The sequence below is a fragment of the Phenylobacterium sp. genome, from assembly GCF_004799515.1.
In the GTDB taxonomy this organism is placed as follows: domain Bacteria; phylum Pseudomonadota; class Alphaproteobacteria; order Caulobacterales; family Caulobacteraceae; genus Phenylobacterium.
Map to the genome: position 1 here is coordinate 37,927 of NZ_SSMX01000010.1, position 25,253 is coordinate 63,179.

A 25,253-nucleotide genomic window follows, 5' to 3' on the forward strand; every position below is an offset into this window, starting at 1 on the left:
CTACTTCGGCACGGCGTCGAAGGCGACGGTCAGCCGGGACTCGTCCGTCGTGAACGGCACCGTGCCGTGCCACATGTAGGACGGGAACAGCACCAGACGGCCAGGCTTGGGCCGCACGAAATGCTCCGGCGGCAACGGCGGACTGGTCATGAAGGGCGGCTGGCCGAAGCGGATCCAGCCCTGCCGGTCGGCGGTCTCCAGCGCCGCGTCCGGCGTCTCCACATAGAAGGCCGAGGACAGCCAGCCTTCCGGATGGAAGTGGTCGCGGTGGAAGCCGCCGGGCCGCAACCGCACCGACCAGGCGCCCTGGATGCGGTAGTCGAGGGTGTTGCGGCGGCGCAGCGGATCGTCGCCAGTTCCCAGCTTGGCCATGTGCTCGCGGATCGGGGCGTCGATCGCCTCGAAGAAGGCCTTGATCGGCGGGGCGTTGGAGCCGGAGAGCAGGTGCATGCTCTGGCTGCCGTGGCGCAGCGACTGGTTGGTCGGATGCTGCTGGTAAAGATGTACTTCTTTCAAGGCCTTGGCGAGATCGCTCAAGAAGGCTTCGAGGCTGGGCCAGCCCTCCGGCGTCGCCAGATCATAGGCGCCCACCACCTTGTCGTAGTCGCAAAGCTCGCCGTAGAGCGGATCGCCGGCGGCGCGCGCCGCGACGGCCGCCCAGCCCCACAGGGATTGGTCGCCGGGGAAGTCCGCCAGCACGGCGCGCAGCTTGGCCAGCGCGACATCCGCCCGGCCCTGGGCCAGGTCGACGATGGCGGCGAGCTGAACCACGCTGCGTGAAGCGGGGTCGATCCCCTCGGCCAGGCGGACGTAGCGCTCGGCGTCCTCGATTCGCTCCAGGCGCAGGGCGAACTCCCCCGCCCCGAGCGCGATCAGGAGCTCGCCCGGCATCTTGCGGGTCGCCGCGTCCAGCAGGGCCATCGACCGTTCCGCATTCCCCGCCGCTTCATAAAGCGTCGCCTTGGCGAGCAGCAGCGGCGTCGGGTGCGCGCCGGCGTGGAAGGCCGTGTCCAGCACCCCGTCGGCGGCGGCCACATCGCCGCGCCGCATCCAGATGTAGTTGGCGTACTCGGCGGCCACTTCGGTGACGGCCGGCGCGCGCAACAGGCTCTGGTGATAGGCGTACTCGGCCCGTTCGTGGTTGCCCGCCGCGCGCAGGGCTCGGGCGTAGACCGCGAAAGTCTGCGGCGAATCCATGCCGAGGCGGAACGCCTGCTCGCAGGCCTCCACCGCCTCCTGCGAACGGCCCAGATCGTCGAGGGTGGCGGCGTAGTTATGCCAGGCGATGGGACTGTCCGCGAACCGGTCGATGGCCTGCAGGTCGAAGGGCAGCGCTTCCTCGCGACGGCCGACCAGCTTCAGGGCCGCAGAATGCGAGGCGAGCGCCAGGTGGCTGGGCGCCGGCCCGGCGGCCAAGCCCGCGGTCAACGCCAGCGCCGCGTCCACCTGGCCCTGGCCCATCAGGGCCTCGGCGCGTTCGATTGTCGCCTGCTCACTCATCGGCGGCCTTTCCTGAAGGGTTCGGGGTCGGCCTCGTGCTGATCGAAGCCGAAGCGCTCGAAGCCCGCCGCCAGCTCGCGGCTGATCGGGGCTTCCAGGATCAACTGCCCGCGCGAGGGGTGCGCCAGCACCAGGCGGCGCGCGTGCAGCTGCAGCTTCAGCTCGCCGGACAGCTCCCGCGAGGCGTCAGTGGCGTATTTCGGGTCGCCGAGGATCGGATGGCCCATGGCCAGCATGTGGGCGCGCAGCTGGTGGGTGCGCCCGGTGTGCGGCCACAGCGCCATCCAGGCGGCCTTGTCGGCCGCGCGCGACAGGGTGACGAACTCGGTCTCGGCGGTTTCGGCGTCCGGGTCCTTGGGATCGGCCGGGACCACCATCTCGCGGTCGCCGACGCCCCGCTTGATCAGGGGCAGCTCCAGCACGCCCTCGCCGGGCTTTGGCAGACCGGCCACCAGGGCCCAGTAGGTCTTTTGCGCCCGACGCTTGGCGAAAGCGCCGGAGAGCTTGGCCGCGGCCGCCGGACTCTTGCCAAGCACCAGGACGCCGGAGGTGTCGCGGTCGAGGCGGTGGACCAGCCGGGGGCGCTGCAGACCCTCGCCCCACGCCGAGAGCAGCCGGTCGATGTGCTTGACGGTCTTGGTGCCCCCCTGGACGGCGAGGCCGGCGGGCTTATTCAGCGCCAGGACGTCCTCGTCCTCGTAGAGCACCAGGGACTTGGCGAAGGCGACCTCGCGCGGATCGAGGCTGCCCTTTTCGCGCGGCTCGGGCGCCTCGGGCAGCGGCGGCACGCGCACCTGGCTGCCGGCGGCGAGCCGCGTGTCCGGCTTGGCCCGGCCGCCGTCGACGCGGATCTGGCCGGAGCGGGTCAGTTTCTGGATCTGGATGTGGTTCAGGTGTGGCCAGCGCCGCTTGAACCAGCGGTCCAGGCGCACCCCGTCCTCGCCGGCGTCGACGTAAAGGGTGCGGACCTCCCTCATGCCAGCAGCTTGCGCATCAGGAACATGCCCAGGAAGACCGCGCTGACGCAGATGACCACCGAGCCCAGGCTGTAGCCCAGCGCCTGTGCCCAGGCCTTCGCCTCGATCATCCGCGCCACCTCGAGCGAGAAGGAGGAGAAAGTGGTGTAGCCGCCCAGCACGCCCACGCCGATGAAGATGCGCCAGCGCTCCTGGTTCTCGCCGCCGCGCAGGGCCAGCACGCCGATGAGTATGCCCATCAGGAGGCCGCCCAGGATGTTCACGGTGAGCGTCCCGTAAGGGAACTTCATGCCCAGGATGCGCCCGGCGAAGACGCCGGTGAGATAGCGCATGACGGAACCAAAAGCGCCTCCGACGGCGACGAGCAGGATGTTCAGCAGCATCCGCCCCTTATGCGACGGTCAGGCCCAGGGCCGCAATCAGGCTGGCCATGTCGTCCGGGATCGGCGCTTCCAGCCGCTTCTCGCCGCCCGAGGGATGTGGGAATTTCAGCGCCGCGGCGTGCAGCATCAGGCGCGGAACCGGCTGACCGCCCACCACCAGAGCGCCGCCATAGCGCGCGTCGCCGGCGATGGGGCGGCCGACGTGGGCCAGGTGGACCCGCAGCTGATGCATGCGGCCGGTCTCCGGCTCCAGCTCCAGCAGCGCCGCGCCGGGCGCCTCGGCCAGGGTGCGGTAGCGGCTGCGGGCCGTCTCGGCGTCGGGATGATCGGGCGGACAGACCCGCGTGAAGGCCTCGCGGCCCTGCTCGTCGCGGCGCAGGGGGACGTCGATCACCCCGCCCCTGGGCTCCGGCGCGCCGGGGGTGACGATGGCCCGGTAGGTCTTGGAAAAGCGCCGGCCCATCATCGCCTTGCCGAGCGCGCCGGCGGCGGGCTTGGTCTTGGCGGTGAGGATGACGCCGGAGGTGTCGCGGTCCAGCCGGTGGATCAGCCGCGGTCGGGGCTTGCCGGGCTTGGCGAAGGCCCAGAGCAGTTCGTCCAGGGTGTGGACCTGGCCGCGCCCGCCCTGGCTCGAGAGGCCGGAGGGCTTGTTGAGCGCCAGGACCTCGGCGTCCTCGTAGATCACCAGGCCGCGGACGAAGGCCGTTTCCTGCGGGCTGAGCCGGACGGGTTGAAGCGCCTTCGTGTTCACCCGCCGTGGTCTAGCGGAGCACGCCCCGCTTGCCCATCGCCCAGGCGTACCAGAGGAAGAAGGCGCAAGCCGCCACCAGCACGGCGCTCATCACGGGCGGGGGCGCGATTACCTCGCCGTTCGCCGTGAGGTGATAGTAGCAGATGCTGATCAGCAGGGCCGCGAGCGAGACCGCGAAAGCCTGGGCCGCCCAACGGATGCGGGCCAGGAGCAGGATCGAGCCCAGCACCGAACCCCAGACGCCGATCGCCCAGTCCGACGTCATCCACACCGGCAGGGCGTGCAGCGCTGCGATCTGGGCGTCGCTCAGCTTCATGCTGCGCAGATAGGCCTCGCCGCCGCCCAGCTGGCTCATGGTGTAGTCATAGCCGCCGAAGGCGTTCCAGAGCAGCGAGACCACGCCCACCACCCACAGATGCCAAGGCGCCGCCGCGCGCGGAGCCTGAGTCGTCGCCGTCATGATCGTCTCCCCCGATCTGTTGTTGGGGAAGATTAGGCCCGCCACGGATGGATCACAACGTTCGGCGAATCCGCGTCAGCTCTTCGCCTTGCGCAGCTCCGCCCAGCGCTCCAGCCGGTCCTTGATCCGCGCCTCGGCTCCCTCGCCCTTCGGCCGGTAGAAGGTCTGGCGCGCCATCTCGTCGGGGAAATAGGACTGCCCGGAGAAGCCCTCGGCCTGATCGTGGTCGTAGGCATAGCCGCGCCCGTAGCCCAGGTCCTTCATCAGCCGGGTCGGGGCGTTGCGGATATGCATGGGCGGGCCCAGCGAGCCGGTCTCGCGCGCGGCCTTCATCGCCGCGCCATAGGCCCGGTAGACCGCGTTGGACTTGGGCGCCGTGGCCAGGTGGACGGTGAGCTGGGCGAGCGCGATCTCGCCTTCGGGAGAGCCCAGGAAGTCGTAGGTGTCCTTGGCCGCATTGGCGAGCACCAGGGCCATGGGATCGGCCTCGCCGATGTCCTCGGCGGCCGCGCGGATCAGGCGCCGGGCGATGAACAGCGGGTCCTCGCCGCCCGTCAGCATGCGCGCCAGCCAGTAGAGCGCCGCGTCCGGGTCGGAGCCGCGGATCGACTTATGCAGGGCGGAGATGAGGTTGTAGTGCTCCTCGCGGTCCTTATCGTAGGCGGGGCTGCGTTTCTGAAGAACCTGCCCCAGCTCCTTGACCGACAAGGGTTTCGCCGAGCCGATGTTGAACAGGGTCTCGGCCAGGGTCAGCAGGTAGCGGCCGTCGCCGTCGGCGAGCGCCACCAGGGCCTCGCGGGCTTCCGGCTCCAGCGGCAGGGCGCGGCCCTCGAAGGCCTCGGCCTTGCCGATCAAGCTGTCCAGCGCCGCCTCGTCCAGCCGCTTCAGCACGAAGACCTGGCAGCGCGAGAGCAGCGCCCCGTTCAGCTCGAAGGACGGGTTCTCGGTGGTCGCGCCCACCAGGGTGACAATCCCCTCCTCGACGAAGGGCAGGAAGCCGTCCTGCTGGGCGCGGTTGAAGCGGTGGATCTCGTCCACGAACAGCAGCGTCGACTGGCCGGCGAGGCGCCGCACCCGGGCCTGCTCGAAGGCCTTCTTCAGGTCGGCGACGCCGGAGAACACCGCCGACAGCTGCTGGAACTCATAGCCCGCCTCCTTGGCCAGCAGACGCGCGATGGTGGTCTTGCCGGTGCCGGGCGGACCCCAGAGGATCATCGAGGCCAGGCGGCGCGCCTCGGCCATGCGGCGGATCGGGCCATCAGGGCCCAGGAGGTGGTCTTGGCCCACCACCTCGTCCAGCTTCTGCGGGCGCAGGCGGTCGGCGAGCGGCGACGGCGCCTGGGGCGTCAGGCCGGCGGCTTCGAAGAGATCAGCCATCGCCGCCTACTTGCCCTGCGCGTCGAAGCGCGCCCGCGCCGCCTCGATCTCCGGCCGATGGGTGAACGCCCAGTGCCCCAGGGCGTCGATCGGCGCGAACAGCGAACGGCCCAGGTCGGTGAGTTCGTAGTCCACGCGCGGCGGAATGGTCGGGAAGACGGTCCGCGTGACCAGGCCGTCGCGCTCGAGCCCACGCAGGGTGAGCGTCAGCATCCGCTGGGAGATGCCGTTGATCGCGCGGCGCATCTCGTTGAACCGCTTGGGGCCGAAGCCCAGCAGGCGAACAATCATCACACTCCACTTGTCGCCAACCCGGGCCAGGATCTCGGTCACCGGCCGGCAATCGTATTCGACGGAGTGGACGCCGTTCTTTTCAATCCGGTCGAACAGCTCCTCGGCAGGAACCGGCGTCTGGATAGTCACATCGGTGTGCGTGGGTTTCAAAAAAGTGCCTTCTTGTGAGGTTTGGGGTGGTTACTCAAATAGTGCTGGTCACAAACCAATACCAGCATGAGGCCTGTTCCGTGAACCTGCTCCATATCGATTCCAGCATCCTCGGCGACCAGTCGGTCAGCCGCCAGGTCTCCGCCGCCGCGGTGGCCGCCATCGTCGCGGCCAACCCGGACGCGAAGGTGACTTACCGCGACCTGGACGCCCAGCCCGCGCCGCACCAGTCCGGCGCCCTGATGGCCGCCCGCTACCTCGATCCCGCCGCCCGCAGCGCCGACCAGGCCCGCGACGTGGCCCATGCGGACTCGGTGCTGGACGAGTTCCTCGCCGCCGACGTCGTGGTGATCGGGGTTCCAATGTACAACTTCGGCATCCCCAGCACCTTGAAGAGCTGGATCGACCACCTGGCCGTGGCCGGCAAGACCTTCAGCTATTCCGAGGCGGGCCCGAAGGGTCTGGCCGGCGGCAAGCGGGTGATCCTGGCGTCCTCGCGCGGCGGCTTCTATGGCGCGGACAGCCCGGTCGCCAGCCTGCAGCACCAGGAGAGCTACCTGCGCGGCTTCTTCGGCTTCATCGGCATACCCGACGTCGAGGTGGTGAGCGCCGAGGGCGTCAACTACGGCCCCGACCACAAGCAGAAAGCGCTGGAGGGCGCGGTGGCTGAGGCCGCCGGCCTCGGCCGCGTGCTACAGCCGGCCTAAGGGACTGGACGCCTCAGGTGGTCGACGCCTGAGGCGATCGCCCGCGTCGGCCGCCCGTCGAGCGGGGCATCGAAGCGGATACGTTCCGGCGACCAGGCCTTCTCGCCTTGCCGCCAGGTCCCGTCCGCCAGCGGGGTCAGCGGATTGACCTCGTCGACGAACAGCCGATCTCCCTGGGCGGTCACGCGGAAGCTGCCATGCCAGGGATCGTCGCACTCATAGGTCCCGACAAGGGCGGCCAGGTCGTGCGGCGTTGGCGGACTGAAGGGCGTCGTGGCCCGCCCGCCAGCCGCCCGCACATATTCGGTCCCATCCCACCAGACGCGGACCACGGCCTTGTCGGCGCGGCGGAAGACCAGCGGATGGGCGGTGGCTTCGGGCGACAGCGCGATGAAGGCGTCTTCATCCACGACCTCCATCTCATGCGCCGCCTCGCCCACGCCCACCGAAATCCCGCGCGGCGCGGCCGCCACCGTCAGGATCGCGCCTGCGCGGCTCACATACCCGCCGAGGTAGGGCGTCACGTCGGCGGGCTTGGGCGGCGCGGGCGCGGCGGCCGCCTTCGGCCCGCCCTCGACCGCCTCGCGCAGCCGGGCGCAGGCGAAGGCGGTGATGTCGCGGGGCCGATAGGGTGCGAGGCCAACATTGGTGCTGGCGAAGGCGCCGACGCCGGCCTGCGGGTCGACGTGCAGGGCCGAGTTGAAGGCCAGCATGCCGCCGGTGTGGTGCAGCAGCATCCGCCCGCCCACCGGGACCACCGCCAGGCCATTGGCGTACTTGGAGCCGCCCACCGCCCAACCGGGCGCGTCGATAGTCGCCTTGATGAAGCGCGCGGCGCCGGCGTCCGACAGGATCGGCGCGCCCCTGCCCTGCCCCGCAGCGATCAGCCAGCGGCAGTACCGGGCCATGTCCTGCGCCGTCGAAGCGACGCAACCCGCGCCCTGGGTGACGTCGGTCCACGGCCCCGGCCCCAGCGGCCCGGCGCGCGGATAGCCCCGGTCGCCATAGAGCGGCGAATGGCCCTGGGCGTAGCGGCCCCGGTCGCCCGTCAGGATCGAGCCGCGCGTGGCGTTCATGCCTAGCGGCGCCAGGATCCGCTGATGGATCACCTCCGCCAGCGGCCGGCCCTCCAGCCGCTCGACGATGGTCCCCAGCATCAGGAAGCCGAGGTTCGAATAGGACCACTGGCTTCCCGGCTCGAAACCGCGCCATAGCCGCCCGTCGCCGCCACGCGGGAACAGCGGGGCGTCGTCCGGCAGGCCGGAGGAGTGGTTCAAGAGGTTCTGGACAGTGATGGTCGCCCCAGGCGGCAGCGGCGCGCCGGGCAACAGGGTCGCGACGTCCTGGTCGAGGCTGAGCTTCCCCGCCTCCATCAGGTGGAAGACGCATAGGGCGGTGAAGGACTTGGAGATCGAGCCGATCTGGAAGAGCTGGTCGCCGGTCAGCGGTGCGCGGCTCGCCGGATCCGACCAGCCGAAGCGGATCTGCGCGCCCACCCCTCCGGGTGCGGCCAGGCTCAAGGTCAACCCCGGCAGGCCATAGACGCCCATGTGCAGGGCCGCGTAGGCGCGGATGTCGGCGATGGCGGCGGCGAAGCGCCCGGCGCCGTCGCCCTCGACCGTCAGGACGCCCGCATCCTGCGCCTGCGCCGCCACGGCCGTGGCGGCCAGCCCCGCGCCGGCCAGGCCGAGCCCCATCAGCGCGCGCCGATCCATATGCATCTTACGAAAACCCCCGCCCGCGGCCGCCTTGGCCGTGGATGGCAGGATGCTCAGCCCGGCGTGCGCCGCGCAAGCGCCTCGGCGGTCAGGTCAGGTGCGGAAGGTCGCGGTGAGCTGGCGGCCATTGCGCTCGATGGTGAACTGCCAGACCGGCGCCGGCGCGATCACCGCGCTGGAGAGGTCGGTGACCGTCTTGATGTCGCGGCCGTTGACCGCGCGGATGATATCGCCTGGCTGCAGACCCAACTGCTGGGCGATGCCCTGGGCGGTCTTGGTCACCAGCACGCCGGAGCGGCCGAAGGGATCGAGGCCCACCTCCTCGGCGACGGCGGGCGAGATGTTGACCACCGTCGCGCCTTGGAAGGGGTTTCGGCCGGCGATGACGTGCTCGTCGCGGGGCGGTGTGGCGGGCGCCGCCTCGGCGTGGACGGTCAGCGCCTGCTCGGCTTTGTCGCGGCGCACGCCGACCCGCACCGTCTCGCCCGGCCGGTGGGTGCCCATGGCGTAGTTCAGCGCCGCGGCGTCGACCACCGGCTGGCCGTCGACCGAGGTGACCACGTCGCCCTGCTTCAGCCCCGCCCGGGCCGCCGCCCCGTTCGGCCAGACGTCGGCGATCAGGGCGCCGGAGGGCGTGGCGAGGCCTATGGACTTGGCGATATCCGGCGTCACGCTCTGCAGGCGCGCGCCCAGCCAAGGCCGCACCACCGCCGCGCCGCCAGCCATGGCGGTCTCCACCACCCGGCGCACCACCACCGCGGGGATGGCGAAGCCGACGCCCGAGGACTGGCCGGACTGGGAGAAGATGAAGCTGTTCACCCCGATCAGCTCGCCGTCCATGCTGACCAGGGCGCCGCCGGAGTTGCCCGGATTGATCGCCGCGTCGGTCTGGATGTAGGCGCCGGCGTCGCCGTTGGGGTCGGCGGTGCGGTTCAGCGCCGAGATGATGCCGTTGGTCACCGTCTGGCCGACGCCGAAGGGATCGCCGATGGCCAGCACCAGGTCGCCCACCTGGATGTCGCTGTGATCGGCGATGGGCATGATCGGCAGCTTTTCACCGGCCGGCAGGTCGATCTTCAGGATCGCCAGGTCGGTGCGCTCGTCGGCCAGCAGCACCTTGGCCGGGAATTCGCGGCGGTCGGCCAGGGAGACGGTGATCTCCACCGTGCCCGCGCCCGGCATGGCGATCACGTGGTTGTTGGTCACGATCACCCCGTCGGCGCGGACGATGACGCCAGAGCCCAGGGAGCCCTCGACCCGGTTGCGCGGCGCGCCGATGCCGAACATCTGCCAGAACGGATCGGCCTGCTGGCGCACGGTGCGCTTGGACGAGATGTTCACCACCGCCGGGGCGGCGCGCTTCACCACCGGCGAGAAGGACTGCTTCAGGCCCACCGCGCTGGCAGGGACCACGCGGGTGGCGTCGGGCGTAGCCTGGGCCGCGCGGGCTGCCAGGGGCAAGCCAGCGCTCAGCGCGGCCAGGGCGGGGATCAGCAGGCGATGGGGGCGCATGACCGCTCCGAAACTCCGAAAGAACGCCAAGGTTCGCCGTGGAGTCCGCCGAAGGTCTTTGGCGCTTTAAAGGCGAGGCTTAAGCCGCCTTCGCCGCCTCGGCAACGGCTGGCGGACGATGCGGATGGGCGAAGCCCCAGGCCAGCAGGAAGGCCAGGCCCAGGAAACCGCCCGCCAGATAGATCGCCAGGCCCGGCAGATGCAGGGTCTGGTCGTGGCGCACCGAGAAGGCGAAGGTCAGGCCGAAGATCGAGGGGCCGATGATGCTGGCGATCCCCTGCACGCTCTGGTTCACCCCCTGCAGCTGGCCCTGGTGGGTCGGCGGCACGCGCTGCGACATCAGCCCTTGCACGCCCGGCATCAGGAAGCCCGAGAAGGCGAAGAGCGGCGCGCCGATCAGATAGAGCCAGCCGTTGGACGCCGAGCCGTACCAGGCGAAGCCGAGCGCGCCGGCCGCGCAGCCGATCAGCACCAGCCGCCGCTCGCCGAACCGCTTCACCGCCGGGCCCACCAGGAACATCTGGACGATGACCCCCATGATGCCGGTCAGCAGCAGGGTCGAGCCCATGATCTTCATCGACCAGCCGTAGCGGTAGGAGGCGTAGAGCACGAAGATCTGCGGCAGGACGATCTGGGCGAGTTGGAACAGGAAGGCCACGCCCGCCAGGCTGAAGAGCCCTGGATGGGCCGCCAGCAGCCGGAAGGAGCCCAGCGGATTGGCGCGTCTCCATTCGAAGCTCGCCAGGCGCCGTTCCTTGGGCAGGGATTCCGGCAGGATCAAGAGGCCGTAGAACCAGTTGAGCGTGGTGACGCCGGCCGCCACCAGGAACGGCAGGCGGATGTTGATGTCGCCCAGGAAGCCGCCGACGATCGGGCCGAAGATGAAGCCGAAGGAGAAGGCCGAGGTCAGCATGCCGAAGTTCTTGGCGCGGTCCTGGGGGGGCGTGATGTCGGCCACATAGGCCCCGCCAGTGGAAAAGCTGGCCGCGGTCATCCCGTTCAGGATGCGGCCAACGTAGAGCCACCAGAGCGTCGGCGCGAAGGCCATGAACAGGAAGTCCACCGCCAGGCCGAAGTTGGAGATCAAAAGGATCGGCCGGCGGCCCACCCGGTCGGACAGGACGCCCAGGATCGGGCCCACCACGAACTGCATCGCCCCCCAGGTCGTGGCGAAGATTACGTTCCAGTCGGACGCCGCGGCGGTGTCGCCACCGGTGAACTGGCGGATCAGATTGGGCAGGATCGGGATCATCAATCCGAACGAGGTCGAGTTCATCAGCGCGCTGGCGAAGATGAAGCCGAAGGCCGCCTTGCGCCCCGAGGCTGTGACCGGTGGTGATGGCTCGCTCATGGTCTATCCCCTCGGCCTCTTCTGAAACAAACCGGGAACTCAAGCAACCGCGTTATTCCAGCCGTCCACCGAACGCAGCGACCTGCCCGCGCCAGAAGTCCGCCAGCCGCACCAGCAACAGCTGGTCCGGCCAGCCGTGCCGCGCGGCGCCGGCCGGGACCTCGTGGAAACCGCGATGCTCGACGGCCACGCGGGTCTCGGCGCCCACCGCCTCGAACGTCACCTCGACCTCGGTGTGAAGATCGGGCGGGAAGTTCGCCTGCCGCCAGGCAAAAACCAGCCGGTGCGGCGGGTCCCAGGCGCGGATCTGGCCGATCTCGAAGACCTTGCCGCTCTCGCGGGTTTCGATCAGCCGGCCGCCCTCGCCGCCTTCAAACGACAGCACGCCGGGCCGCGGCGTGGTCTGGAACAGCAGGCTCGGCCGCCACCAGGCGCCGATTTCGCCCACGAAGGCCTGAAAGGCGCGCTCCGGCGTCGCCTTCACCCGCAAGGCCACATAGACCTTGGAGGTCACTCGTCCCTCTCAAGATGGGCCTTGAAGGCGGTGAGCTGTTCGCTCCACAGCCGTTCGGCGTCTTCCAGCCAGCGCAGCAGATGCACCATGGGTTCGGGCCTCAGGGCGTAGATGCGCACCCGCGCATCGAAGGTCGGATGAGATTCCTCCACCAGGCCGCTCTCGCGCAGGGTGCGCAGGTGGCGACTCATCGCCGGGGGCGACAGCGCCAGCTCGCGGGCCAGGTCGCCCGCCGCCCGGGGGCCCCGGCTCAGGAGGTCGACCACGCGCCGCCGGTGCGGGTCGGCCAGGGCGGCCAGGGTGCGGTCGAGCTCGGCCGGCAGGACCTGGGCCGCCGCGGTCACGCCCATCCCGTGATCTTCAGGCCGGTCTCCGCCTCCATCTGCTCGCGGGTGACCGTCTCGACGGTCTGGGCGACCGTCCAGATGTGGCCCTCCGGATCGCGGCAGCGGTAGGTGCGGTCGCCATAGAACTGGGTGGCCGGCTCCATGATGATCTCCGCCCCGGCCGCGCGCGCCCGTTCGCAATGGACGTCGATGTCGGTGTCGATCTGGATATGCACCGTCTGGGTGTTCTTGCCGCCGATCGACCTGGGGCTCTTGTGATCGGCGCTCCACTCGCTGCCGACCATGACGATGGACTCCCCGAAGCGCATCTCGGAGTGGGCGAGGGCGCCCTCGCCATCCTCGATCAGCATGGAGACCTCGAAGCCGAAGGCCTGTTCCAGCCAGGCCAGGGCCTCGCGGGGATCGACGTAGCAGACCGCCGACGAGAGGCTGGGAAACTTGTCAGCCATGGTCGGCCTCCGGCAGCGAGGTGCGGATCGTGAGGCCGGTCGCGGCCTCCTGGTCTTCGATGGAAATCTGCGCCAGGGGCTGGGCGAAGTTCCAGACGTGGCCCTCCGGGTCGAGGGCGCGGTAGGTGCGCTCGCCATAGAACTCGTCCCGCGGCTCCTGGGTGATCCGCGCCCCGGCGGCGCGGGCCTGCTCGCAGTGCGCGTCGATCCCGTCGTCCAGGCGGACGCGGATGAACTGGGTGCAGCGGCCGTCCAGCTCCAGGGGGCTCACCATGCGGACCCCGCCGATGATGTCGCCGGTGAACTCCGAGTTGATGCTCACGGTCGCACCCCGGAAGGTCATCTCCGAATAGCCGATCCGGCCGCTGGGTTCGGTGACCAGGGTGGTGGTCTCGAAGCTGAAGGCCCGCTCCAGCCAGCGGAGCGCCGCCAGCGGGTCACGGTAGAAGGCGGAAGGCTTGAAGGCAGGTTCGTCGGCCATGGCGCAGACCCTTGCGTTGATCGACAATATTTAACGCATACCGCAATTACCTCGTCAAGGCCGGCGGCGCCGCTGGTTGGGCGACACCGACTTCACGAGGCTGCGCGAGGGCTGGGCGGGATCGATAGGCTGGGCATTGGCGAGCGCCTGGGCCATCAGCGCCTGCACCTTTGGATCGTCGAGCACCCGCAGGTTCGGCAATTTCAGGCTGCGCACCTGGGCGCCCTGCCCCTCCAGCAGGCCGTCGGGATCGTCGAGGTCGGCGCCGTGGAAGAAGAACAGCCGCACCCAGCGCGGAAAGCAGGCGATGGAGAACACCACATCCTCCAGCTTCTCCGAGGCCCCATAGCCGATCGCGAGCGCGTTGTAGTTGTCGTAGACCAGCTCGAACGCGCCCGGCAGGCGGTGCTTCATCTCCGCGCGGGCGGCGCGGATTTCGGCCGCGATGGCGTCCGAATACTTGGCGATGAAGCCCTCGATCTGGGTCTCGGCGTCCATAGGGCGAGCCTGCCCCGCCGGGGGCCGCCGGGCAACGCTAGTTGGCGAGCGCCGGCTGGAGATCCGCCAGGGTCCCGTCGTTCGGCCGGGGCGCGACCCCGGTCAGGGCGGCCAGCAGCGGATAGACATCGACGTTGTCGAAGGCCGGCAGGACCACGCCGTGGCGGAACGACGGGCCGTGGGCGACGAACAGCGCCGCCATCCGCGGGTCGGCGGGATCGTAGCCGTGCTCGCCCTGCGGGACGGAGCCGCCGTGGCCGGGCTCGATCACCCAGCCTACCTCGGCCATGCAGACGAAGGGCGGCACGCGGGGGTTTTTGCCGTAGTGCAGCCGGTCCGGCACCTCGCCCTTGCGCCAGCAGGTCATGTGGTCGTGCGGCGCCAGCAGAGCCTTGGCCACCACCTCCTCCTGTCCCGGCATCGGGCGGATGCCTGCTTCCGCGCCCAGGCCGACGGCGTGGAAAGCCTCCATCGGCATCAGATCGCTGAGCGCCACGACACGCTCGCGCGAGGTGGCGGCCATGCCATGGTCGGCGACCACGATCACGTCTGTGGTCTCGAGCAGGCCACGCTTTTCCAGGCCGCGCAGCAGCAGGCCCACCGCAGCGTCGGTCTCCATCAGGGCGTTGTTGACCCCGTCCGAATCGGGGCGCTGATGTGGCCGGCGGTGTCCACGGCGTTGAAGTAGAGGGTGATGAATCGCGGACGCTCAGCCGGCGGGCGGTCGAGCCAGGTGAGCACTTGGTCCACGCGCTGTATGTCCGTGACCGCCTTGTCGAACAGCCGCCAATCATGCGGCTGCACGCCGTGGATCGGCCCATCGGAGCCCGGCCAGAACATGGTGGCCGTGCGCACGCCTGCCTTCTCTGCGGTCACCCACAGGGGCTCGGCCTGATCCCACCAGATGGGGTCGTGGACGATCTCAGGCTTGTTGAGCATGAAGACCACACCCGGCCGAGCGGCGTCCTCCATGACATTGCCGACGACCCCGTGCTCGTCCGGACGCAGGCCGGTGACCAGGGTGTAGTGGTTGGGGAAGGTGAGGCTCGGGAACGACGGCCGCATGGCCTCGGCCCGCACCCCGTCGCCCGCCATCGCCGCCAGCGCCGGGGTCTTGCCGCGCTGGATGTAGTCGGTCCGGAAGCCGTCGATGGAGATCAGGATGGTCAGCGGGACCGGCTTGGGCGCCGGCTTCGGCGCCTGGGCCAGGGCCGGCGCGGCGCTGAGGATTAGGACAAGGGCGGCGGCGAGGCGCGGGAATACGCGGCGGATGAAGCTCATCCCGCCAGCTTAGCCGCCCCAGGCGACAGTTCCAGAACGCCCCTGAAACAAAAAGCCCCGGAGCGACGCTCCGGGGCTCTTCGAAATCGGATTTTGGATCGGCTTATTCGCCGAAGCCCGCGTCGGCGACCGGGCCCGAATCCTTGCCCTTTTCGGCTGGATCGCGGTCCACGAACTCGATCACTGCCATGGCCGCGTTGTCGCCGTGGCGGAAACCCGCCTTCAGCACGCGGATATATCCGCCGTTGCGCTCCGCGTAGCGCGGGCCCAGGACGGCGAACAGCTTGCCGACCTGCTCAACGTCGCGGACCTGGCTGATCGCCTGGCGGCGCGCATGCAGGTCGCCACGCTTGCCCAGCGTCACCAGCTTCTCCACGAACGGCCGCAGCTCCTTGGCCTTCGGCAGGGTAGTGACGATCTGCTCGTGCTTGATCAGGCTGGCCGCCATGTTGGCGAACATGGCCGTCCGGTGAGCGGAGGTACGGCCCAATTTACGGTGCGCGTAACCGTGACGCATTTCGATATCTCCTGAGCCCTCAGGCCCACCAGGGACGCGCCCGATCTCCTGGGAAAGCGTCCGACCTAACCAAGTCCCAGCCTGCTCCCGCCTGGGTCGATACGAAGCGCCGGGACCCTCCGCCGCTGTTGCGGCTTCATCGGGTCCGGACCGCGGAAGCGGCCCGGAGTCGGCGCGAAAGCTCTGTTACATCTGGTCTTCGAACTTCTTCGCCAGCTCTTCGATGTTTTCCGGCGGCCAGTTGGGCACGTCCATGCCCAGGTGCAGCCCCATGCCGGCCAGCACTTCCTTGATCTCGTTCAAGGACTTGCGGCCGAAGTTCGGGGTGCGGAGCATCTCGGCTTCGGTCTTCTGGATCAGGTCGCCGATGTAGACGATGTTGTCGTTCTTCAGGCAGTTGGCCGAACGGACCGAGAGCTCAAGCTCGTCGACCTTCTTCAGCAGCGCTGGGTTGAACGGCAGCTCCGGCTTGGCTTCGCCCTCGACCTTCTTCTTCGGCTCTTCGAAGGTGATGAAGATCTGCAACTGGTCCTGCAGGATGCGCGCGGCGTAGGCCACGGCGTCCACGGGCGTGACCGCGCCGTTGGTTTCAACTTCCATGATCAGCTTGTCGTAGTCGAGGCTCTGGCCCTGCCGGGTGGGCTCGACGCGGTAGGCGACGCGCTTGACCGGGGAATAGAGGGCGTCGACGGCGATCAGGCCGATCGGAGCGTCTTCCGGACGGTTCATCTCGGCAGCCACGTAGCCCTTGCCGGTCTGCACCGTGAACTCCATGCGCACCTGGGCGCCCTCGTCGAGGGTGCAGAGCACGTGGTCGGGGTTCAGGATCTCGATGTCCGAGGGGACCTCGATCTGGCCGGCGGTCACCGCGCCGGGGCCGGTGGCGCGCAGGGTCATGCGCTTGGGGCCCTCGGCGTGCATGCGAACGGCGAGTTGCTTGATGTTCAGCACGATGTCGACGACGTCCTCGCGCACGCCTTCCAGCGAGGAGAACTCGTGCACGACGCCGTCGATCTGCACCGCGGTCACGGCCGCGCCCTGCAGGGAGGAGAGAAGCACGCGGCGCAGGCTGTTGCCCAGCGTCACGCCGAACCCGCGCTCGAGGGGCTCGGCCACCAGACGCGCCTTGCGGGCGGCGTCAGCGCCGGTCTCGATTTGCGGCTTCTCGGGACGGATAAGCTCGTTCCAGTTTCGTTCGATCACGGATGGGGGTCCCTCGAAAACGCAGGATCGCCGGCCGCAGGTCGCGGTCCGGCGCAGGGAATGGGTACTAAGTACTCTAGACGCGCCGGCGCTTGGGCGGCCGGCAGCCGTTGTGCGGAATGGGGGTCACGTCGCGGATGGTGGTGATCGTCATGCCGACGGCCTGCAGGGCGCGGAGCGCCGACTCACGGCCCGAACCGGGGCCCGAGACATTGACTTCCAGCGTCTTGACGCCGTGCTCGGCGGCCTTACGGCCGGCGTCCTCGGCCGCCATCTGGGCGGCGTAGGGCGTCGACTTGCGCGAGCCCTTGAACCCCATCATGCCGGCGCTGGACCAGGAGATCGTGTTCCCCTGGGCGTCGGTGATGGTGATCATGGTGTTGTTGAACGAGGCGTTCACGTGCGCCACGCCAGAGGTGATGTTCTTACGTTCGCGGCGTTTGACGCGACCCGGTTCCTTGGCCATCGGAGATAAGCTCTCTTACTTCTTCTTGCCGGCGATCGGCTTGGCGGGACCCTTGCGGGTGCGGGCGTTGGTATGGGTGCGCTGACCGCGGACCGGAAGGCCCTTGCGGTGACGCAGGCCGCGGTAGCAGGCCAGGTCCATCAGGCGCTTGATGTTGACGGCGGTGTCGCGGCGCAGATCGCCTTCGACGGTGTAGTCGCGGTCGATCGCTTCGCGGATCTGCAGGACTTCCTGGTCGGTGAGCTGGTTGACGCGGCGGGCGTCCTCGATTCCGACCTTACCCACGATCTCGCGCGCCTTCGCAGGGCCGATGCCATGGATGTACTGCAGCGCGATCACGACGCGCTTGTTCGTGGGGATGTTGACGCCAGCGATACGGGCCACGTGCTATCTCTCTCCTGGTCACGCAAGAGAAGCGCGAACGGCGCCCCGGCCCCTCGCCCCTAAAGGTCAAGCCGGTTCGTCCTTCGCGCTCTTTCGCGGAAGCGCTCCGTTATAGGGATCGGTACGCCTCCGTCAACAACGGAAACGCCTATGTGTGAACGGAAAGCGACGGGCGCAAGGCCCTAGGCCCCGCCCGTGTCCGTACTCATGACACCCCGGGAGTCTGCCCTAGGGGTAGTTAAGGAAAGCATGAAGCGCCGCCCCATGGCAATCGCGCCCCGCGTGTAGCGCTTGCGCGCGCCCGCGAGGCGGCGTCACCTGTCGCGACGATTCGGGGGAGGTTGTGATGGGCTTGCGTAACAGCATGATGGCGGCCGGCTGCGTAGCCGCTCTGGCCCTGGCGGCCGGCGCAGCCCAGGCCAGGGACGTGGCGATCCACGCCGGACGGTTGATCGACGGCACAGGCAAGGCGCCACAGAGCCAGGTGACCATCCTGCTGCGCGACGACCGCATCGTCAGCGTCACCCCAGGCTTCACCGCGCCCAAGGGCGCCGAGGTCATCGACCTTTCCAACTCGACGGTGCTGCCGGGCCTGATCGACGACCACGTCCACATCACCCAGGGGTTCCACAAGGGCGACCCGATCCACCACAACCTGACCACCACCGACTACGACATGGCGATCGAGTCCACGGTCTACGCCCACGACACCCTCATGGCCGGCTTCACCACGGTTCGCGACTGCGGCGCCGAGACCGAGGTCGTGGTGGCCCTGAAGCGGCAGATCGCCGCCGGCGTCGTGCCGGGCCCACGCATGTGGGTGGCCGGCAAGCCGCTCAGCCCCACCGGCGGCCACGGCGACGACACCAACGGCCTCGATCCCGAACTGATGCACCCGCACTGGACCGACAACCTGGTCGACAGCCCGGAAGCCGCGCGCAAGGCGGTGCGCAAGCTGCGCCAGGAGGGCGCGGACTTCATCAAGATCATGCCGTCCGGCGGCGTGGCCTCCATCGGCGACGATCCGACCTTGCAGTTGATGGCCGACGACGAGATCAAGGCGGTGATCGACACCGCCCATTCGCTGGGCATGAAGGTCGCCGCCCACGCCCACGGCAAGCAGGCCATCGACCACACGCTGGCGCTCGGCGTCGATTCCATCGAGCACGGCACCTATGCCGACGCCGAGAGCTACAAGCTGTTCAAGGCGCACAACGCCTACCTGGTGCCGACCCAGCTGGTCGGCGTGAGGATCTACGACCACGCCAAGAACCACCCCGAGGACCTGAACCCCTCGTCGGCCCGGAAGGCGCTGGAGACCATCCCCACCATGCTGAAGAACCTGCACGACGCCTATGCGGCCGGCGTGAAGATCGCCTTCGGCACCGACACCTTCGGCATGAGCAACCACGGCGAGAACGCCCAGGAGTTCAAACTGCTGGTCAACGCCGGCATGCCGCCGATGGAGGCGATCAAGGCCGCTGCGTGGAACGCCGCCGACCTCATCGGCGACACCCAGGACATCGGCACGGTCCAGCCCGGCCGCTACGCCGACCTGATCGCCGTCGACGCCGACCCGCTGAAGGACGTCACCGTGCTCGAGCACGTGGCCTTCGTGATGAAGGGCGGGGTCGTCTACAAGGCAAAGGGCGAGCCGGTCGCACATTGAGGCGTCCGCCTGGCGGCGGGCGCTTGACGAACGCCGCCCCGGCTGAGGACAGTCGCCGCATGACCTCAGACATCGATTTCATCCGCGGCTTGCCCAAGGCCGAGCTGCATCTGCATATCGAGGGCAGCCTCGAGCCCGAGCAGATGTTCGAATTCGCGCGGCGCAACAGGGTCGCCCTGCCCTTCAAGACCGTGGAGGAGGTCCGCGCGGCCTACGCCTTCTCCAACCTGCAGGACTTCCTGGACATCTACTACCAGGGCGCGGGCGTGCTGATGACCGAGCCGGATTTCCACGACCTGGCCATGGCCTACTTCCGCCGCGCCGCCGCCGACGGGGCCCGGCATGTGGAGATGTTCTTCGACCCGCAGACCCATACCGACCGCGGCCTGCCCTTCTCCGTCGCCATCGACGGCCTCCTGTCAGGCATGGCCGAGGCCAAGGCCGAGCTCGGCGTCTCGTCCAAGCTGATCCTCTGCTTCCTGCGCCACCTGGATGAGGAGGCCGCCTTCGCCACCCTGAAGGCCGCCGAGCCCTATTTCAGCCGGCTGGGCGGCGTGGGGCTGGATTCCTCTGAGGTCGGCCATCCGCCGTCGAAGTTCGCCGGGGTGTTCAAGGCCGCCCACCGGCGCGGCCTGAAGCTGGTCGCCCACGCCGGCGAGGAAGGCCCGCCGGAATATGTCTGGGAGGCGCTGGACGTGCTGGGCGTCGACCGCCTCGACCACGGCAACCGGTCCCTGGAGGACCCGGCCCTGGTGGAGCGGCTGGTCGCGTCCGGCATGACGCTCACCGTCTGCCCACTCTCCAACCTGAAGCTCTGCGTGGTGGACGACCTGAAGGCGCACCCCCTGAAGCGGATGCTGGACCTGGGCCTGAAGGCGACCGTCAACTCCGACGACCCGGCCTATTTCGGCGGCTACCTGGCGCAGAACTGGATCGAGACGGCGGATGCCCTGCGCCTAACCCGTGAGGAGCTGGTGACCCTGGCCAAGAACAGCTTCACCGGCTCGTTCCTGTCCCCCGCCGAGATCGCAACGCACCTGGCGGCGATCGACGCGTATGTGGCCTAGGCTCTAGTCAGCGGCCGGCGGCGTTTCAACGTCTCGACCACGTCCGCGATCACCGGCGCCCAGGCGCCCGGCGCGGTCTGGCGGCGGATCTCGACCGAGCGGTACCAGGGCATGGCGGCAGAGGCCGTTCCGTAGCGCCACTCGGGGTTATGGGGCACGAGGGCCAGGCAATCCTTCCCGATCGCGCCTGCCAGGTGCACGACCGAATTCTGCACCGAGACCACCACGTCCAGCGTCTCGATGAGGCCGGCGAGGTCCTCGAAGTCGTCGATCTCAGCCTTGGGGAAGGCATGGATGTCCCAGTTCAATCCCTCCCGCACCGCCTGAAGGTCCGCCTGCGCCTCGCCGTATTGCAGGCTCACGAACTCGCAATCGGGCAGGTTCGCCAGGGGCGCAAGCTGGCTGAGCGCCATGGAGCGCTGCGCCATGTTCGTCGTGGGCCGGCCGCCGCGCCAGGTGAGGCCGATCCGCAAGCCCTTCGGCCGGGGCCCGAGGCGTTCGCGCCAATGCGCGCAGACCTCGGCGCGAGGGCGCAGGTAGGACGCGCCCGGGAAGTCGGCGACCCTGTTTCGGAACAGCTTTCCCAGGCTGCCCATGGCCACCACCCGGTCGAAATCCGAAAATTGCAGCTCCGCGCTGATCGGGTCCAGGAAGCGCACTCCTGGGAGCGAAGCCGAAAACAGGCGCGTCAGCCGGCCGTCGCAGACGCAGGTGATCTGGGCGACTCGTGCGAGATCCGGGATCATGCTGGCGAACATCACCTGATCGCCGATGCCCTGCTCGCCTGCGAGCAGGATCCGTTGGCCGCGCACCGTCTCAAGGTCCAAGTCCAGGGACAGACGCGCGCGCAACTGCGGCGTGACCACGCCGCCCGAGCCTTCGAAGGCCGTGGCGTGGCGCCAGCGCATATCGTAGTCCGCCCAGCCGCCCTCGAAGTCACCTATCAGCAGGCGCAGGACCGAGCGCCAGAACCGACCGGCCGGCTCCATGGGCTGGAGCCGCACCGCCCTATCCAGGATGGAGAGCGCCTCCACATAGTCCCTGAGCGCAGCGCGAGAGCGCCCCATCTTGATCAAGGCTTCATAGGAGCCGGGATCCAGGTCCAGGGCCTCCGAATAGCTGGCCAGGGCCTCTTCGAACCGCTCCAACCCGAAGTAGGCGTCGCCCTGCGCCAGCAAACCCGCGGCGCGCCGTTCATGCGCCAGCGACCGGTCCGCGCAGGCCAGGGCCTCCTCGAACCTGTCGCTCTTGGTGAGGAGGGCGCCGAGCTGACGTACAGCCGCGGCGTTGCCTGGATCGATCGCCAGAGCGCGCCGGAACAGCCGTTCAGCCTCCTCATCCCGCGCCTGCGCGCGGCGCGCCAGACCGAGGCCCGCCAGCGTGTCCGCCCGATCCGGCGCGAGTTCCAGGGCGCGCTCGGCGCTGGCGGCCGCCGCGTCGGTCTGGCCCAGCCGCAACTGTACGGCCCCGAGGTTGGCATGGGCGTCTGGATCGAGCGGCGTCGACGTAACCCCCTGCCGCAGCTGCACCTCCGCGGCTGCGAGATCGCCGGCGCCCACAAGGGCCTTGGCCCAGGCCCGCCGGAACAGGCCCTCCAGTTCCCCAGCGCCCGGACTGGAGGCGAGCCGCTCGCGCAGGATCTGTTCGGCGTCCTCGAATCGACCCGCCAGGGTCAGCGCGCGGATATAGGTCACCCAACCCTGCTCGCTGGTGGGATCGGCGGCTGTCGCCGTCGCCAGCAACGGCAAGGCCCGCGCGACTTCCTGGCGTTGCAGGAACAGAACCGCGAGGTTATGCGAGGCCTTGGGATGGTGCGGCGCGCGGCTCAGGATGTCGCTGTAGAGCCGCTCGGCCTCCGCAACGCGCCCGGCGCGAAGATGCGCCGCCGCGGCTGCGACCTCGGTCTCCATGCCGTCAGCGGCCATCGAGGAACGACCCGAGTTCATCGGGTCGGGAATGCCGGAGCGGCAGCGGCAAATCAAGCGCGACGGGTTCTGGCCGCCGGGCGCGTCCTATGGGAGACTCGGCTGTGACTGAGACGTCCGCCAACCCGGTGATCTCCGAGGAGTATCGCCGCCTGCAACAGGAGCTTCACCGAAACCCCAACTACGGGGTGGCGTCGATCCAGTTCGCGCCGGTGGTGAAGCGGCTCGCCGATCAGATCGGGGCGACTTCGCTCTCCGACTACGGCGCGGGCAAGATGCACCTCGACCGAACGCTGCGCGAGCTGGGCGCTGTCCTCGACTACCGGCCCTACGATCCGTCATTCCCGGAGTATGGCGAGCCCAAGCCGGCGGACCTGGTCTGTTGCATCGACGTCCTGGAGCACATCGAGCCGGACTACCTCGACAATGTGCTCGACGAACTGCGGGCCATCACCGTGGCCCACGGTTTCTTCTCCATCCACACGGGACCGGCGCAGAAGCACCTCGCCGACGGGCGCAACGCCCACCTGATCCAGCAACCCTCGTCCTGGTGGCTGCCCCGGCTGTGCGAGCGCTTCGAGATCGACATGCTCAACAAGACGCCGGGCGGCTTCTTCGTGGTGGTCTCGCCCCGCCGGCCAGGCGGCGGCTGATCCGGGCCGCCTACCCGCGCGTCTTATCCAGCGCCTTGTCGATGGCCGCGGCGACGGTGTCGATGGAGCCCATGCCGTCGACCTCGACCAGCTTCTTCTGGTCCTCGTAATAGGGCAGCAGCGGCGCGGTCTGGGTGTTGTAGGCGTCCAGCCGCACCTTGAAGCTTTCCGGATTGTCGTCCGGGCGGCCGCTTTCGGCGAAGCGGCCGGCCACGCGGCTCATCAGCGCCGTGTCATCGACCTTCAGGCGCACGACCAGGTCGATGCCCGAGCCGCGGTGCTTCAGCATGATGTCCAGCGCCTCGGCCTGGGCGAGCGTGCGGGGGAAGCCGTCGAAGATCGCCCCGCCGGACGCTTCGGCCTCGGGCAGACGCTCCTCGATCAGCTCGATGACGATCTCGTCGGTGACCAGCTCGCCGCGCTCCATGACGCCGGCCACGCGCTGGCCCAGCTCGGAGCCCGAGGCGATGGCGGCGCGCAGCATGTCGCCCGTGGACAGCTGCACCATCTTGCGGGTCTCGACCAGGCGTTTGGCCTGGGTGCCCTTGCCCGCCGCCGGCGGCCCAAACAGGATCAGATTCATCAGCCCTCCCGTCGCCGGCCCTCTTGGCGGGACCTGCGAGACTTGTCCCCTATCGGCCCCGGTTGCCGCGCAGCTTCGACTTCTTGATCAGGCCCTCGTACTGGTGCGCCAACAGGTGCGACTGGATCTGGGTCACCGTGTCCATGGTGACGCTGACCACGATCAGCACAGAGGTCCCGCCCATGTAGAAGGGCGCGTTGTAATAGCCGATCAGGATCTCCGGCAGCAGGCAGACCACGGCGATGTAGGCCGCCCCGATCACGGTCAGGCGCGTCAGCACATAGTCGAGGTACTCGGCCGTGCGCTTGCCGGGCCGGATGCCGGGCATGAAGCCGCCGTACTTGCGCAGGTTCTCCGCCGTGTCGTCGGGGTTGAACACCACGGAGGTGTAGAAGAAGCAGAAGAAGATGATCAGGGCGCCGTAGAGCACCATGAACAGCGGCCGGCCGTGCTGCAGCTGGCCCACCGCGCCCGGCAGCCACTGCAGCCAGGTGGGCAGGTTGGCGTTGGCCGCGAAGCCCATCACCGTCGACGGCAGCAGAAGCAGGCTGGAGGCGAAGATCGGCGGGATCACGCCGGAGGTGTTGATCTTCAACGGCAGGAACGAGGTGTCGCCGCCGAACATGCGGTTGCCCACCTGGCGCTTCGGGTACTGCACCAGCAGACGCCGCTGCGAGCGCTCCATGAAGACGATGGCGCAGGTGACGGCCACGACCAGGGCGAAGATGATCAAGAGGCCGCCGCCGCTCATGGCGCCGGTGTGGACCAGCGAGAAGGCCTGGTTCAGGTAGCGCGGGAACACCGCCACGATGCCCGCGAAGATGATCAGCGAGACGCCATTGCCGACGCCGCGGCTGGTGATCTGCTCGCCCAGCCACATCAGGAAGAGCGTGCCGCCGGTGAGCGTCGCCACCGTCGAGACCACGAAGAAGAGACCCGGATTGTCGACGATCCCCTGCCCGGCCTGCAGGCCCATGGCGATGCCGAACGACTGGAACAGGGCCAGGATCACGGTGAGGTAGCGGGTGTACTGGTTGAGCTGCTTGCGCCCCGCCTCGCCGCCTTCCTTCCGCAGCTTCTCCCACGGCGGATAGACCGTGCCCATCAGCTGCACGATGATCGAGGACGAGATGTAGGGCATCACGTTCAGCGCGAAGACGGCCATGTTCCGCACGGCGCCGCCGGAGAACATGTTGAACATCCCCAGGATGCCGCCCGCCTGGCCCTGGAAGGCCTGGGCGAACGCCTGGATGTTGATGCCGGGAATCGGGATGTAGCAGCCGATCCGGTAGACGATCATCGCCACCAGGGTGAAGATCAGGCGCTTGTGCAGCTCCGTGGCCTTCGAAAAGGCCTCGACGTTCAGATTGGCTGCGAGTTGTTCAGCGGCCGAAGCCATTCACCAATTCCCCTGACACCAATTCCCGGATTTGGGATGAGCCTGACTCACGGTCCCGATCAGATAGGACGTACCGGCCTCGTATGCGAGGCCGGAATAGTCGCAGGCTAGGCCTCAGCCTCCGCGGCCGGGGCTTCCTTCTTGGTGACGGTGAGCTTGCCGCCGGCCTTTTCCACGGCTTCGCGGGCCGAGGCGGAGGCGGAGTGGACGGTGAGGTCCAGTTTGGTCTTCAATTCGCCCTTGCCCAGCAGGCGCACGCCGTCCTTGGCGCGGCGGATGACGCCGGCCTTCAGGAGCTCATCGGCGCCGATGGCCTTCTTGGCGTCCAGTTTGCCGGCGGCGATCGCCTGTTCCAGGCGCCACAGGTTCACTTCGGCGAAGTCCAGGCGGTTGCGCGACTTGAAGCCGCGCTTGGGCATGCGCATGTGCAGCGGCATCTGGCCGCCTTCGAAGCCGGCGACGGCGACGCCGGAGCGCGCCTTCTGGCCCTTCACACCACGGCCGGCCGTCTTGCCCTTGCCCGAACCCGGGCCGCGGCCGACGCGCATGCGGCCCTTGGTGGAGCCCTCGCGCGGGGCCAGTTCGTTGAGCTTGGTCATGTGCCTCTCCTCGGAGATCAATCGCCGGGACAAGGCCC

At 68.9% G+C, this 25,253-nt stretch carries 29 protein-coding genes; 4 read left to right on the plus strand and 25 right to left on the minus strand.

The genetic code is table 11. The annotated features are described in order from the left end of the window. From E8A49_RS05150 to E8A49_RS05180, 7 genes are all read right to left on the minus strand, one after another. Nucleotides 1–1,500: a putative 2OG-Fe(II) oxygenase gene (locus E8A49_RS05150; RefSeq protein ID WP_293377110.1), complete on the minus strand. Its 1,500-nt coding sequence runs from the start codon at nucleotides 1,498–1,500 to the stop codon at nucleotides 1–3. Next, entirely contained in the window at nucleotides 1,497–2,477 is a 981-nt protein-coding gene (locus tag E8A49_RS05155; RefSeq protein WP_293377113.1) for an RluA family pseudouridine synthase, read from the minus strand. Before E8A49_RS05155 ends, E8A49_RS05150 begins: the two co-directional genes overlap by 4 nt. Beyond that, the gene (crcB, locus tag E8A49_RS05160) at nucleotides 2,474–2,857 is read right to left on the minus strand and encodes a fluoride efflux transporter CrcB (RefSeq protein ID WP_293377249.1); all 384 of its coding nucleotides are present in this window, start codon (nucleotides 2,855–2,857) and stop codon (nucleotides 2,474–2,476) included. Before crcB ends, E8A49_RS05155 begins: the two co-directional genes overlap by 4 nt. A 10-nt stretch (nucleotides 2,858–2,867) precedes the next feature. Beyond that, complete coding sequence (locus E8A49_RS05165; RefSeq protein WP_293377116.1) at nucleotides 2,868–3,611, minus strand: RluA family pseudouridine synthase; 744 nt, start codon at nucleotides 3,609–3,611, stop codon at nucleotides 2,868–2,870. 10 nt (nucleotides 3,612–3,621) lie between these two features. After that, nucleotides 3,622–4,071, minus strand: coding sequence for a hypothetical protein (locus E8A49_RS05170; protein WP_293377119.1), 450 nt, complete (start codon nucleotides 4,069–4,071; stop codon nucleotides 3,622–3,624). Nucleotides 4,072–4,146: 75 nt separating this feature from the next. After that, complete coding sequence (locus E8A49_RS05175) at nucleotides 4,147–5,448, minus strand: replication-associated recombination protein A (protein WP_293377122.1); 1,302 nt, start codon at nucleotides 5,446–5,448, stop codon at nucleotides 4,147–4,149. 6 nt (nucleotides 5,449–5,454) lie between these two features. Then, on the minus strand, nucleotides 5,455–5,892 hold the full coding sequence (locus tag E8A49_RS05180) for a helix-turn-helix domain-containing protein (protein WP_293377125.1): 438 nt from the start codon (nucleotides 5,890–5,892) through the stop codon (nucleotides 5,455–5,457). 80 nt (nucleotides 5,893–5,972) lie between these two features. Between E8A49_RS05180 and E8A49_RS05185 the strand changes: the two genes are divergently transcribed. Beyond that, nucleotides 5,973–6,599, plus strand: a complete 627-nt coding sequence (locus E8A49_RS05185; RefSeq protein ID WP_293377128.1) for an FMN-dependent NADH-azoreductase — start codon at nucleotides 5,973–5,975, stop codon at nucleotides 6,597–6,599. Here the strand turns inward: E8A49_RS05185 and E8A49_RS05190 are convergent. The 14 genes from E8A49_RS05190 to rpsM all read right to left on the minus strand — a co-directional run bounded on the left by E8A49_RS05190 (nucleotide 6,596) and on the right by rpsM (nucleotide 17,320). Next, the gene (locus tag E8A49_RS05190; RefSeq protein WP_293377131.1) at nucleotides 6,596–8,314 is read right to left on the minus strand and encodes a serine hydrolase; all 1,719 of its coding nucleotides are present in this window, start codon (nucleotides 8,312–8,314) and stop codon (nucleotides 6,596–6,598) included. The two genes, E8A49_RS05185 and E8A49_RS05190, sit on opposite strands and share 4 nt — an antisense overlap. Nucleotides 8,315–8,410: 96 nt before the next feature. Beyond that, nucleotides 8,411–9,829 (minus strand): Do family serine endopeptidase, encoded by a 1,419-nt coding sequence (locus E8A49_RS05195; RefSeq protein WP_293377134.1) that lies wholly within the window; start codon nucleotides 9,827–9,829, stop codon nucleotides 8,411–8,413. A gap of 79 nt (nucleotides 9,830–9,908) precedes the next feature. After that, entirely contained in the window at nucleotides 9,909–11,180 is a 1,272-nt protein-coding gene (locus E8A49_RS05200) for a TCR/Tet family MFS transporter (protein WP_293377137.1), read from the minus strand. 52 nt (nucleotides 11,181–11,232) lie between these two features. Continuing rightward, a complete protein-coding gene (locus tag E8A49_RS05205; RefSeq protein ID WP_293377140.1) occupies nucleotides 11,233–11,694 on the minus strand; it encodes an SRPBCC domain-containing protein in 462 nt (153 codons plus the stop codon). Continuing rightward, on the minus strand, nucleotides 11,691–12,044 hold the full coding sequence (locus E8A49_RS05210) for a metalloregulator ArsR/SmtB family transcription factor (protein ID WP_293377143.1): 354 nt from the start codon (nucleotides 12,042–12,044) through the stop codon (nucleotides 11,691–11,693). The genes E8A49_RS05205 and E8A49_RS05210 overlap by 4 nt, the downstream gene beginning before the upstream one ends. Next, complete coding sequence (locus E8A49_RS05215) at nucleotides 12,035–12,490, minus strand: VOC family protein (RefSeq protein WP_293377146.1); 456 nt, start codon at nucleotides 12,488–12,490, stop codon at nucleotides 12,035–12,037. The genes E8A49_RS05210 and E8A49_RS05215 overlap by 10 nt, the downstream gene beginning before the upstream one ends. Then, a complete protein-coding gene (locus E8A49_RS05220) occupies nucleotides 12,483–12,971 on the minus strand; it encodes a VOC family protein (RefSeq protein WP_293377149.1) in 489 nt (162 codons plus the stop codon). The genes E8A49_RS05215 and E8A49_RS05220 overlap by 8 nt, the downstream gene beginning before the upstream one ends. Nucleotides 12,972–13,025: 54 nt before the next feature. Continuing rightward, complete coding sequence (locus E8A49_RS05225) at nucleotides 13,026–13,469, minus strand: DUF1801 domain-containing protein (protein ID WP_293377152.1); 444 nt, start codon at nucleotides 13,467–13,469, stop codon at nucleotides 13,026–13,028. Nucleotides 13,470–13,506: 37 nt separating this feature from the next. After that, on the minus strand, nucleotides 13,507–14,088 hold the full coding sequence (locus E8A49_RS23140; protein ID WP_366928789.1) for an alkaline phosphatase family protein: 582 nt from the start codon (nucleotides 14,086–14,088) through the stop codon (nucleotides 13,507–13,509). Further along, the gene (locus E8A49_RS23145) at nucleotides 14,088–14,750 is read right to left on the minus strand and encodes an ectonucleotide pyrophosphatase/phosphodiesterase (RefSeq protein ID WP_366928790.1); all 663 of its coding nucleotides are present in this window, start codon (nucleotides 14,748–14,750) and stop codon (nucleotides 14,088–14,090) included. The genes E8A49_RS23140 and E8A49_RS23145 overlap by 1 nt, the downstream gene beginning before the upstream one ends. A gap of 103 nt (nucleotides 14,751–14,853) precedes the next feature. Beyond that, nucleotides 14,854–15,267: a 50S ribosomal protein L17 gene (gene rplQ, locus E8A49_RS05235; protein ID WP_293377155.1), complete on the minus strand. Its 414-nt coding sequence runs from the start codon at nucleotides 15,265–15,267 to the stop codon at nucleotides 14,854–14,856. Between the two features lie 186 nt (nucleotides 15,268–15,453). Beyond that, nucleotides 15,454–16,470 carry a DNA-directed RNA polymerase subunit alpha gene (locus E8A49_RS05240; protein WP_293377158.1) on the minus strand — a complete coding sequence of 339 codons (1,017 nt, stop codon included), beginning with the start codon at nucleotides 16,468–16,470 and terminating at the stop codon, nucleotides 15,454–15,456. A gap of 76 nt (nucleotides 16,471–16,546) precedes the next feature. Then, nucleotides 16,547–16,936, minus strand: a complete 390-nt coding sequence (gene rpsK, locus E8A49_RS05245; RefSeq protein WP_293367170.1) for a 30S ribosomal protein S11 — start codon at nucleotides 16,934–16,936, stop codon at nucleotides 16,547–16,549. A 15-nt stretch (nucleotides 16,937–16,951) separates the two neighbouring features. Then, nucleotides 16,952–17,320 carry a 30S ribosomal protein S13 gene (gene rpsM / locus E8A49_RS05250; protein ID WP_293377161.1) on the minus strand — a complete coding sequence of 123 codons (369 nt, stop codon included), beginning with the start codon at nucleotides 17,318–17,320 and terminating at the stop codon, nucleotides 16,952–16,954. 346 nt (nucleotides 17,321–17,666) lie between these two features. Here rpsM and E8A49_RS05255 point away from each other — a divergent pair, with 346 nt between their 5' ends. Beyond that, nucleotides 17,667–18,989 carry an amidohydrolase family protein gene (locus E8A49_RS05255; protein ID WP_293377164.1) on the plus strand — a complete coding sequence of 441 codons (1,323 nt, stop codon included), beginning with the start codon at nucleotides 17,667–17,669 and terminating at the stop codon, nucleotides 18,987–18,989. A gap of 59 nt (nucleotides 18,990–19,048) precedes the next feature. Next, nucleotides 19,049–20,056 (plus strand): adenosine deaminase, encoded by a 1,008-nt coding sequence (locus tag E8A49_RS05260; protein ID WP_293377167.1) that lies wholly within the window; start codon nucleotides 19,049–19,051, stop codon nucleotides 20,054–20,056. Here the strand turns inward: E8A49_RS05260 and E8A49_RS05265 are convergent. Next, a complete protein-coding gene (locus E8A49_RS05265; protein WP_293377170.1) occupies nucleotides 20,053–21,981 on the minus strand; it encodes a tetratricopeptide repeat protein in 1,929 nt (642 codons plus the stop codon). The two genes, E8A49_RS05260 and E8A49_RS05265, sit on opposite strands and share 4 nt — an antisense overlap. A 104-nt stretch (nucleotides 21,982–22,085) precedes the next feature. Between E8A49_RS05265 and E8A49_RS05270 the strand changes: the two genes are divergently transcribed. Further along, complete coding sequence (locus E8A49_RS05270; protein ID WP_293377173.1) at nucleotides 22,086–22,634, plus strand: hypothetical protein; 549 nt, start codon at nucleotides 22,086–22,088, stop codon at nucleotides 22,632–22,634. 10 nt (nucleotides 22,635–22,644) lie between these two features. Here the strand turns inward: E8A49_RS05270 and E8A49_RS05275 are convergent, their stop codons facing one another. From E8A49_RS05275 to rplO, 3 genes are all read right to left on the minus strand, one after another. Beyond that, complete coding sequence (locus E8A49_RS05275; protein ID WP_293377176.1) at nucleotides 22,645–23,217, minus strand: adenylate kinase; 573 nt, start codon at nucleotides 23,215–23,217, stop codon at nucleotides 22,645–22,647. 49 nt (nucleotides 23,218–23,266) lie between these two features. After that, nucleotides 23,267–24,616, minus strand: a complete 1,350-nt coding sequence (gene secY / locus E8A49_RS05280) for a preprotein translocase subunit SecY (protein ID WP_293377179.1) — start codon at nucleotides 24,614–24,616, stop codon at nucleotides 23,267–23,269. Between the two features lie 107 nt (nucleotides 24,617–24,723). Continuing rightward, a complete protein-coding gene (rplO, locus tag E8A49_RS05285) occupies nucleotides 24,724–25,215 on the minus strand; it encodes a 50S ribosomal protein L15 (protein WP_293377182.1) in 492 nt (163 codons plus the stop codon). Nucleotides 25,216–25,253: the final 38 nt, after the last annotated feature.

Coding starts and splice junctions, on each gene's coding strand:
- E8A49_RS05155 (WP_293377113.1), bottom strand. CDS start 2,477: ATGAGGGAGGTCCGCACCCTTTACGTCGACGCCGGCGAGGACGGGGTG.
- E8A49_RS05175 (WP_293377122.1), bottom strand. CDS start 5,448: ATGGCTGATCTCTTCGAAGCCGCCGGCCTGACGCCCCAGGCGCCGTCG.
- E8A49_RS05265 (WP_293377170.1), bottom strand. CDS start 21,981: ATGGCCGCTGACGGCATGGAGACCGAGGTCGCAGCCGCGGCGGCGCAT.
- E8A49_RS05200 (WP_293377137.1), bottom strand. CDS start 11,180: ATGAGCGAGCCATCACCACCGGTCACAGCCTCGGGGCGCAAGGCGGCC.
- E8A49_RS05150 (WP_293377110.1), bottom strand. CDS start 1,500: ATGAGTGAGCAGGCGACAATCGAACGCGCCGAGGCCCTGATGGGCCAG.
- E8A49_RS05275 (WP_293377176.1), bottom strand. CDS start 23,217: ATGAATCTGATCCTGTTTGGGCCGCCGGCGGCGGGCAAGGGCACCCAG.
- E8A49_RS23145 (WP_366928790.1), bottom strand. CDS start 14,750: ATGAGCTTCATCCGCCGCGTATTCCCGCGCCTCGCCGCCGCCCTTGTC.
- rplQ (WP_293377155.1), bottom strand. CDS start 15,267: ATGCGTCACGGTTACGCGCACCGTAAATTGGGCCGTACCTCCGCTCAC.
- E8A49_RS05170 (WP_293377119.1), bottom strand. CDS start 4,071: ATGACGGCGACGACTCAGGCTCCGCGCGCGGCGGCGCCTTGGCATCTG.
- E8A49_RS05215 (WP_293377146.1), bottom strand. CDS start 12,490: ATGGCTGACAAGTTTCCCAGCCTCTCGTCGGCGGTCTGCTACGTCGAT.
- E8A49_RS05190 (WP_293377131.1), bottom strand. CDS start 8,314: ATGGATCGGCGCGCGCTGATGGGGCTCGGCCTGGCCGGCGCGGGGCTG.
- E8A49_RS05195 (WP_293377134.1), bottom strand. CDS start 9,829: ATGCGCCCCCATCGCCTGCTGATCCCCGCCCTGGCCGCGCTGAGCGCT.
- E8A49_RS05220 (WP_293377149.1), bottom strand. CDS start 12,971: ATGGCCGACGAACCTGCCTTCAAGCCTTCCGCCTTCTACCGTGACCCG.
- rplO (WP_293377182.1), bottom strand. CDS start 25,215: ATGACCAAGCTCAACGAACTGGCCCCGCGCGAGGGCTCCACCAAGGGC.
- rpsK (WP_293367170.1), bottom strand. CDS start 16,936: ATGGCCAAGGAACCGGGTCGCGTCAAACGCCGCGAACGTAAGAACATC.
- E8A49_RS05260 (WP_293377167.1), top strand. CDS start 19,049: ATGACCTCAGACATCGATTTCATCCGCGGCTTGCCCAAGGCCGAGCTG.
- E8A49_RS05210 (WP_293377143.1), bottom strand. CDS start 12,044: ATGGGCGTGACCGCGGCGGCCCAGGTCCTGCCGGCCGAGCTCGACCGC.
- E8A49_RS23140 (WP_366928789.1), bottom strand. CDS start 14,088: ATGGAGACCGACGCTGCGGTGGGCCTGCTGCTGCGCGGCCTGGAAAAG.
- E8A49_RS05255 (WP_293377164.1), top strand. CDS start 17,667: ATGGGCTTGCGTAACAGCATGATGGCGGCCGGCTGCGTAGCCGCTCTG.
- E8A49_RS05225 (WP_293377152.1), bottom strand. CDS start 13,469: ATGGACGCCGAGACCCAGATCGAGGGCTTCATCGCCAAGTATTCGGAC.
- secY (WP_293377179.1), bottom strand. CDS start 24,616: ATGGCTTCGGCCGCTGAACAACTCGCAGCCAATCTGAACGTCGAGGCC.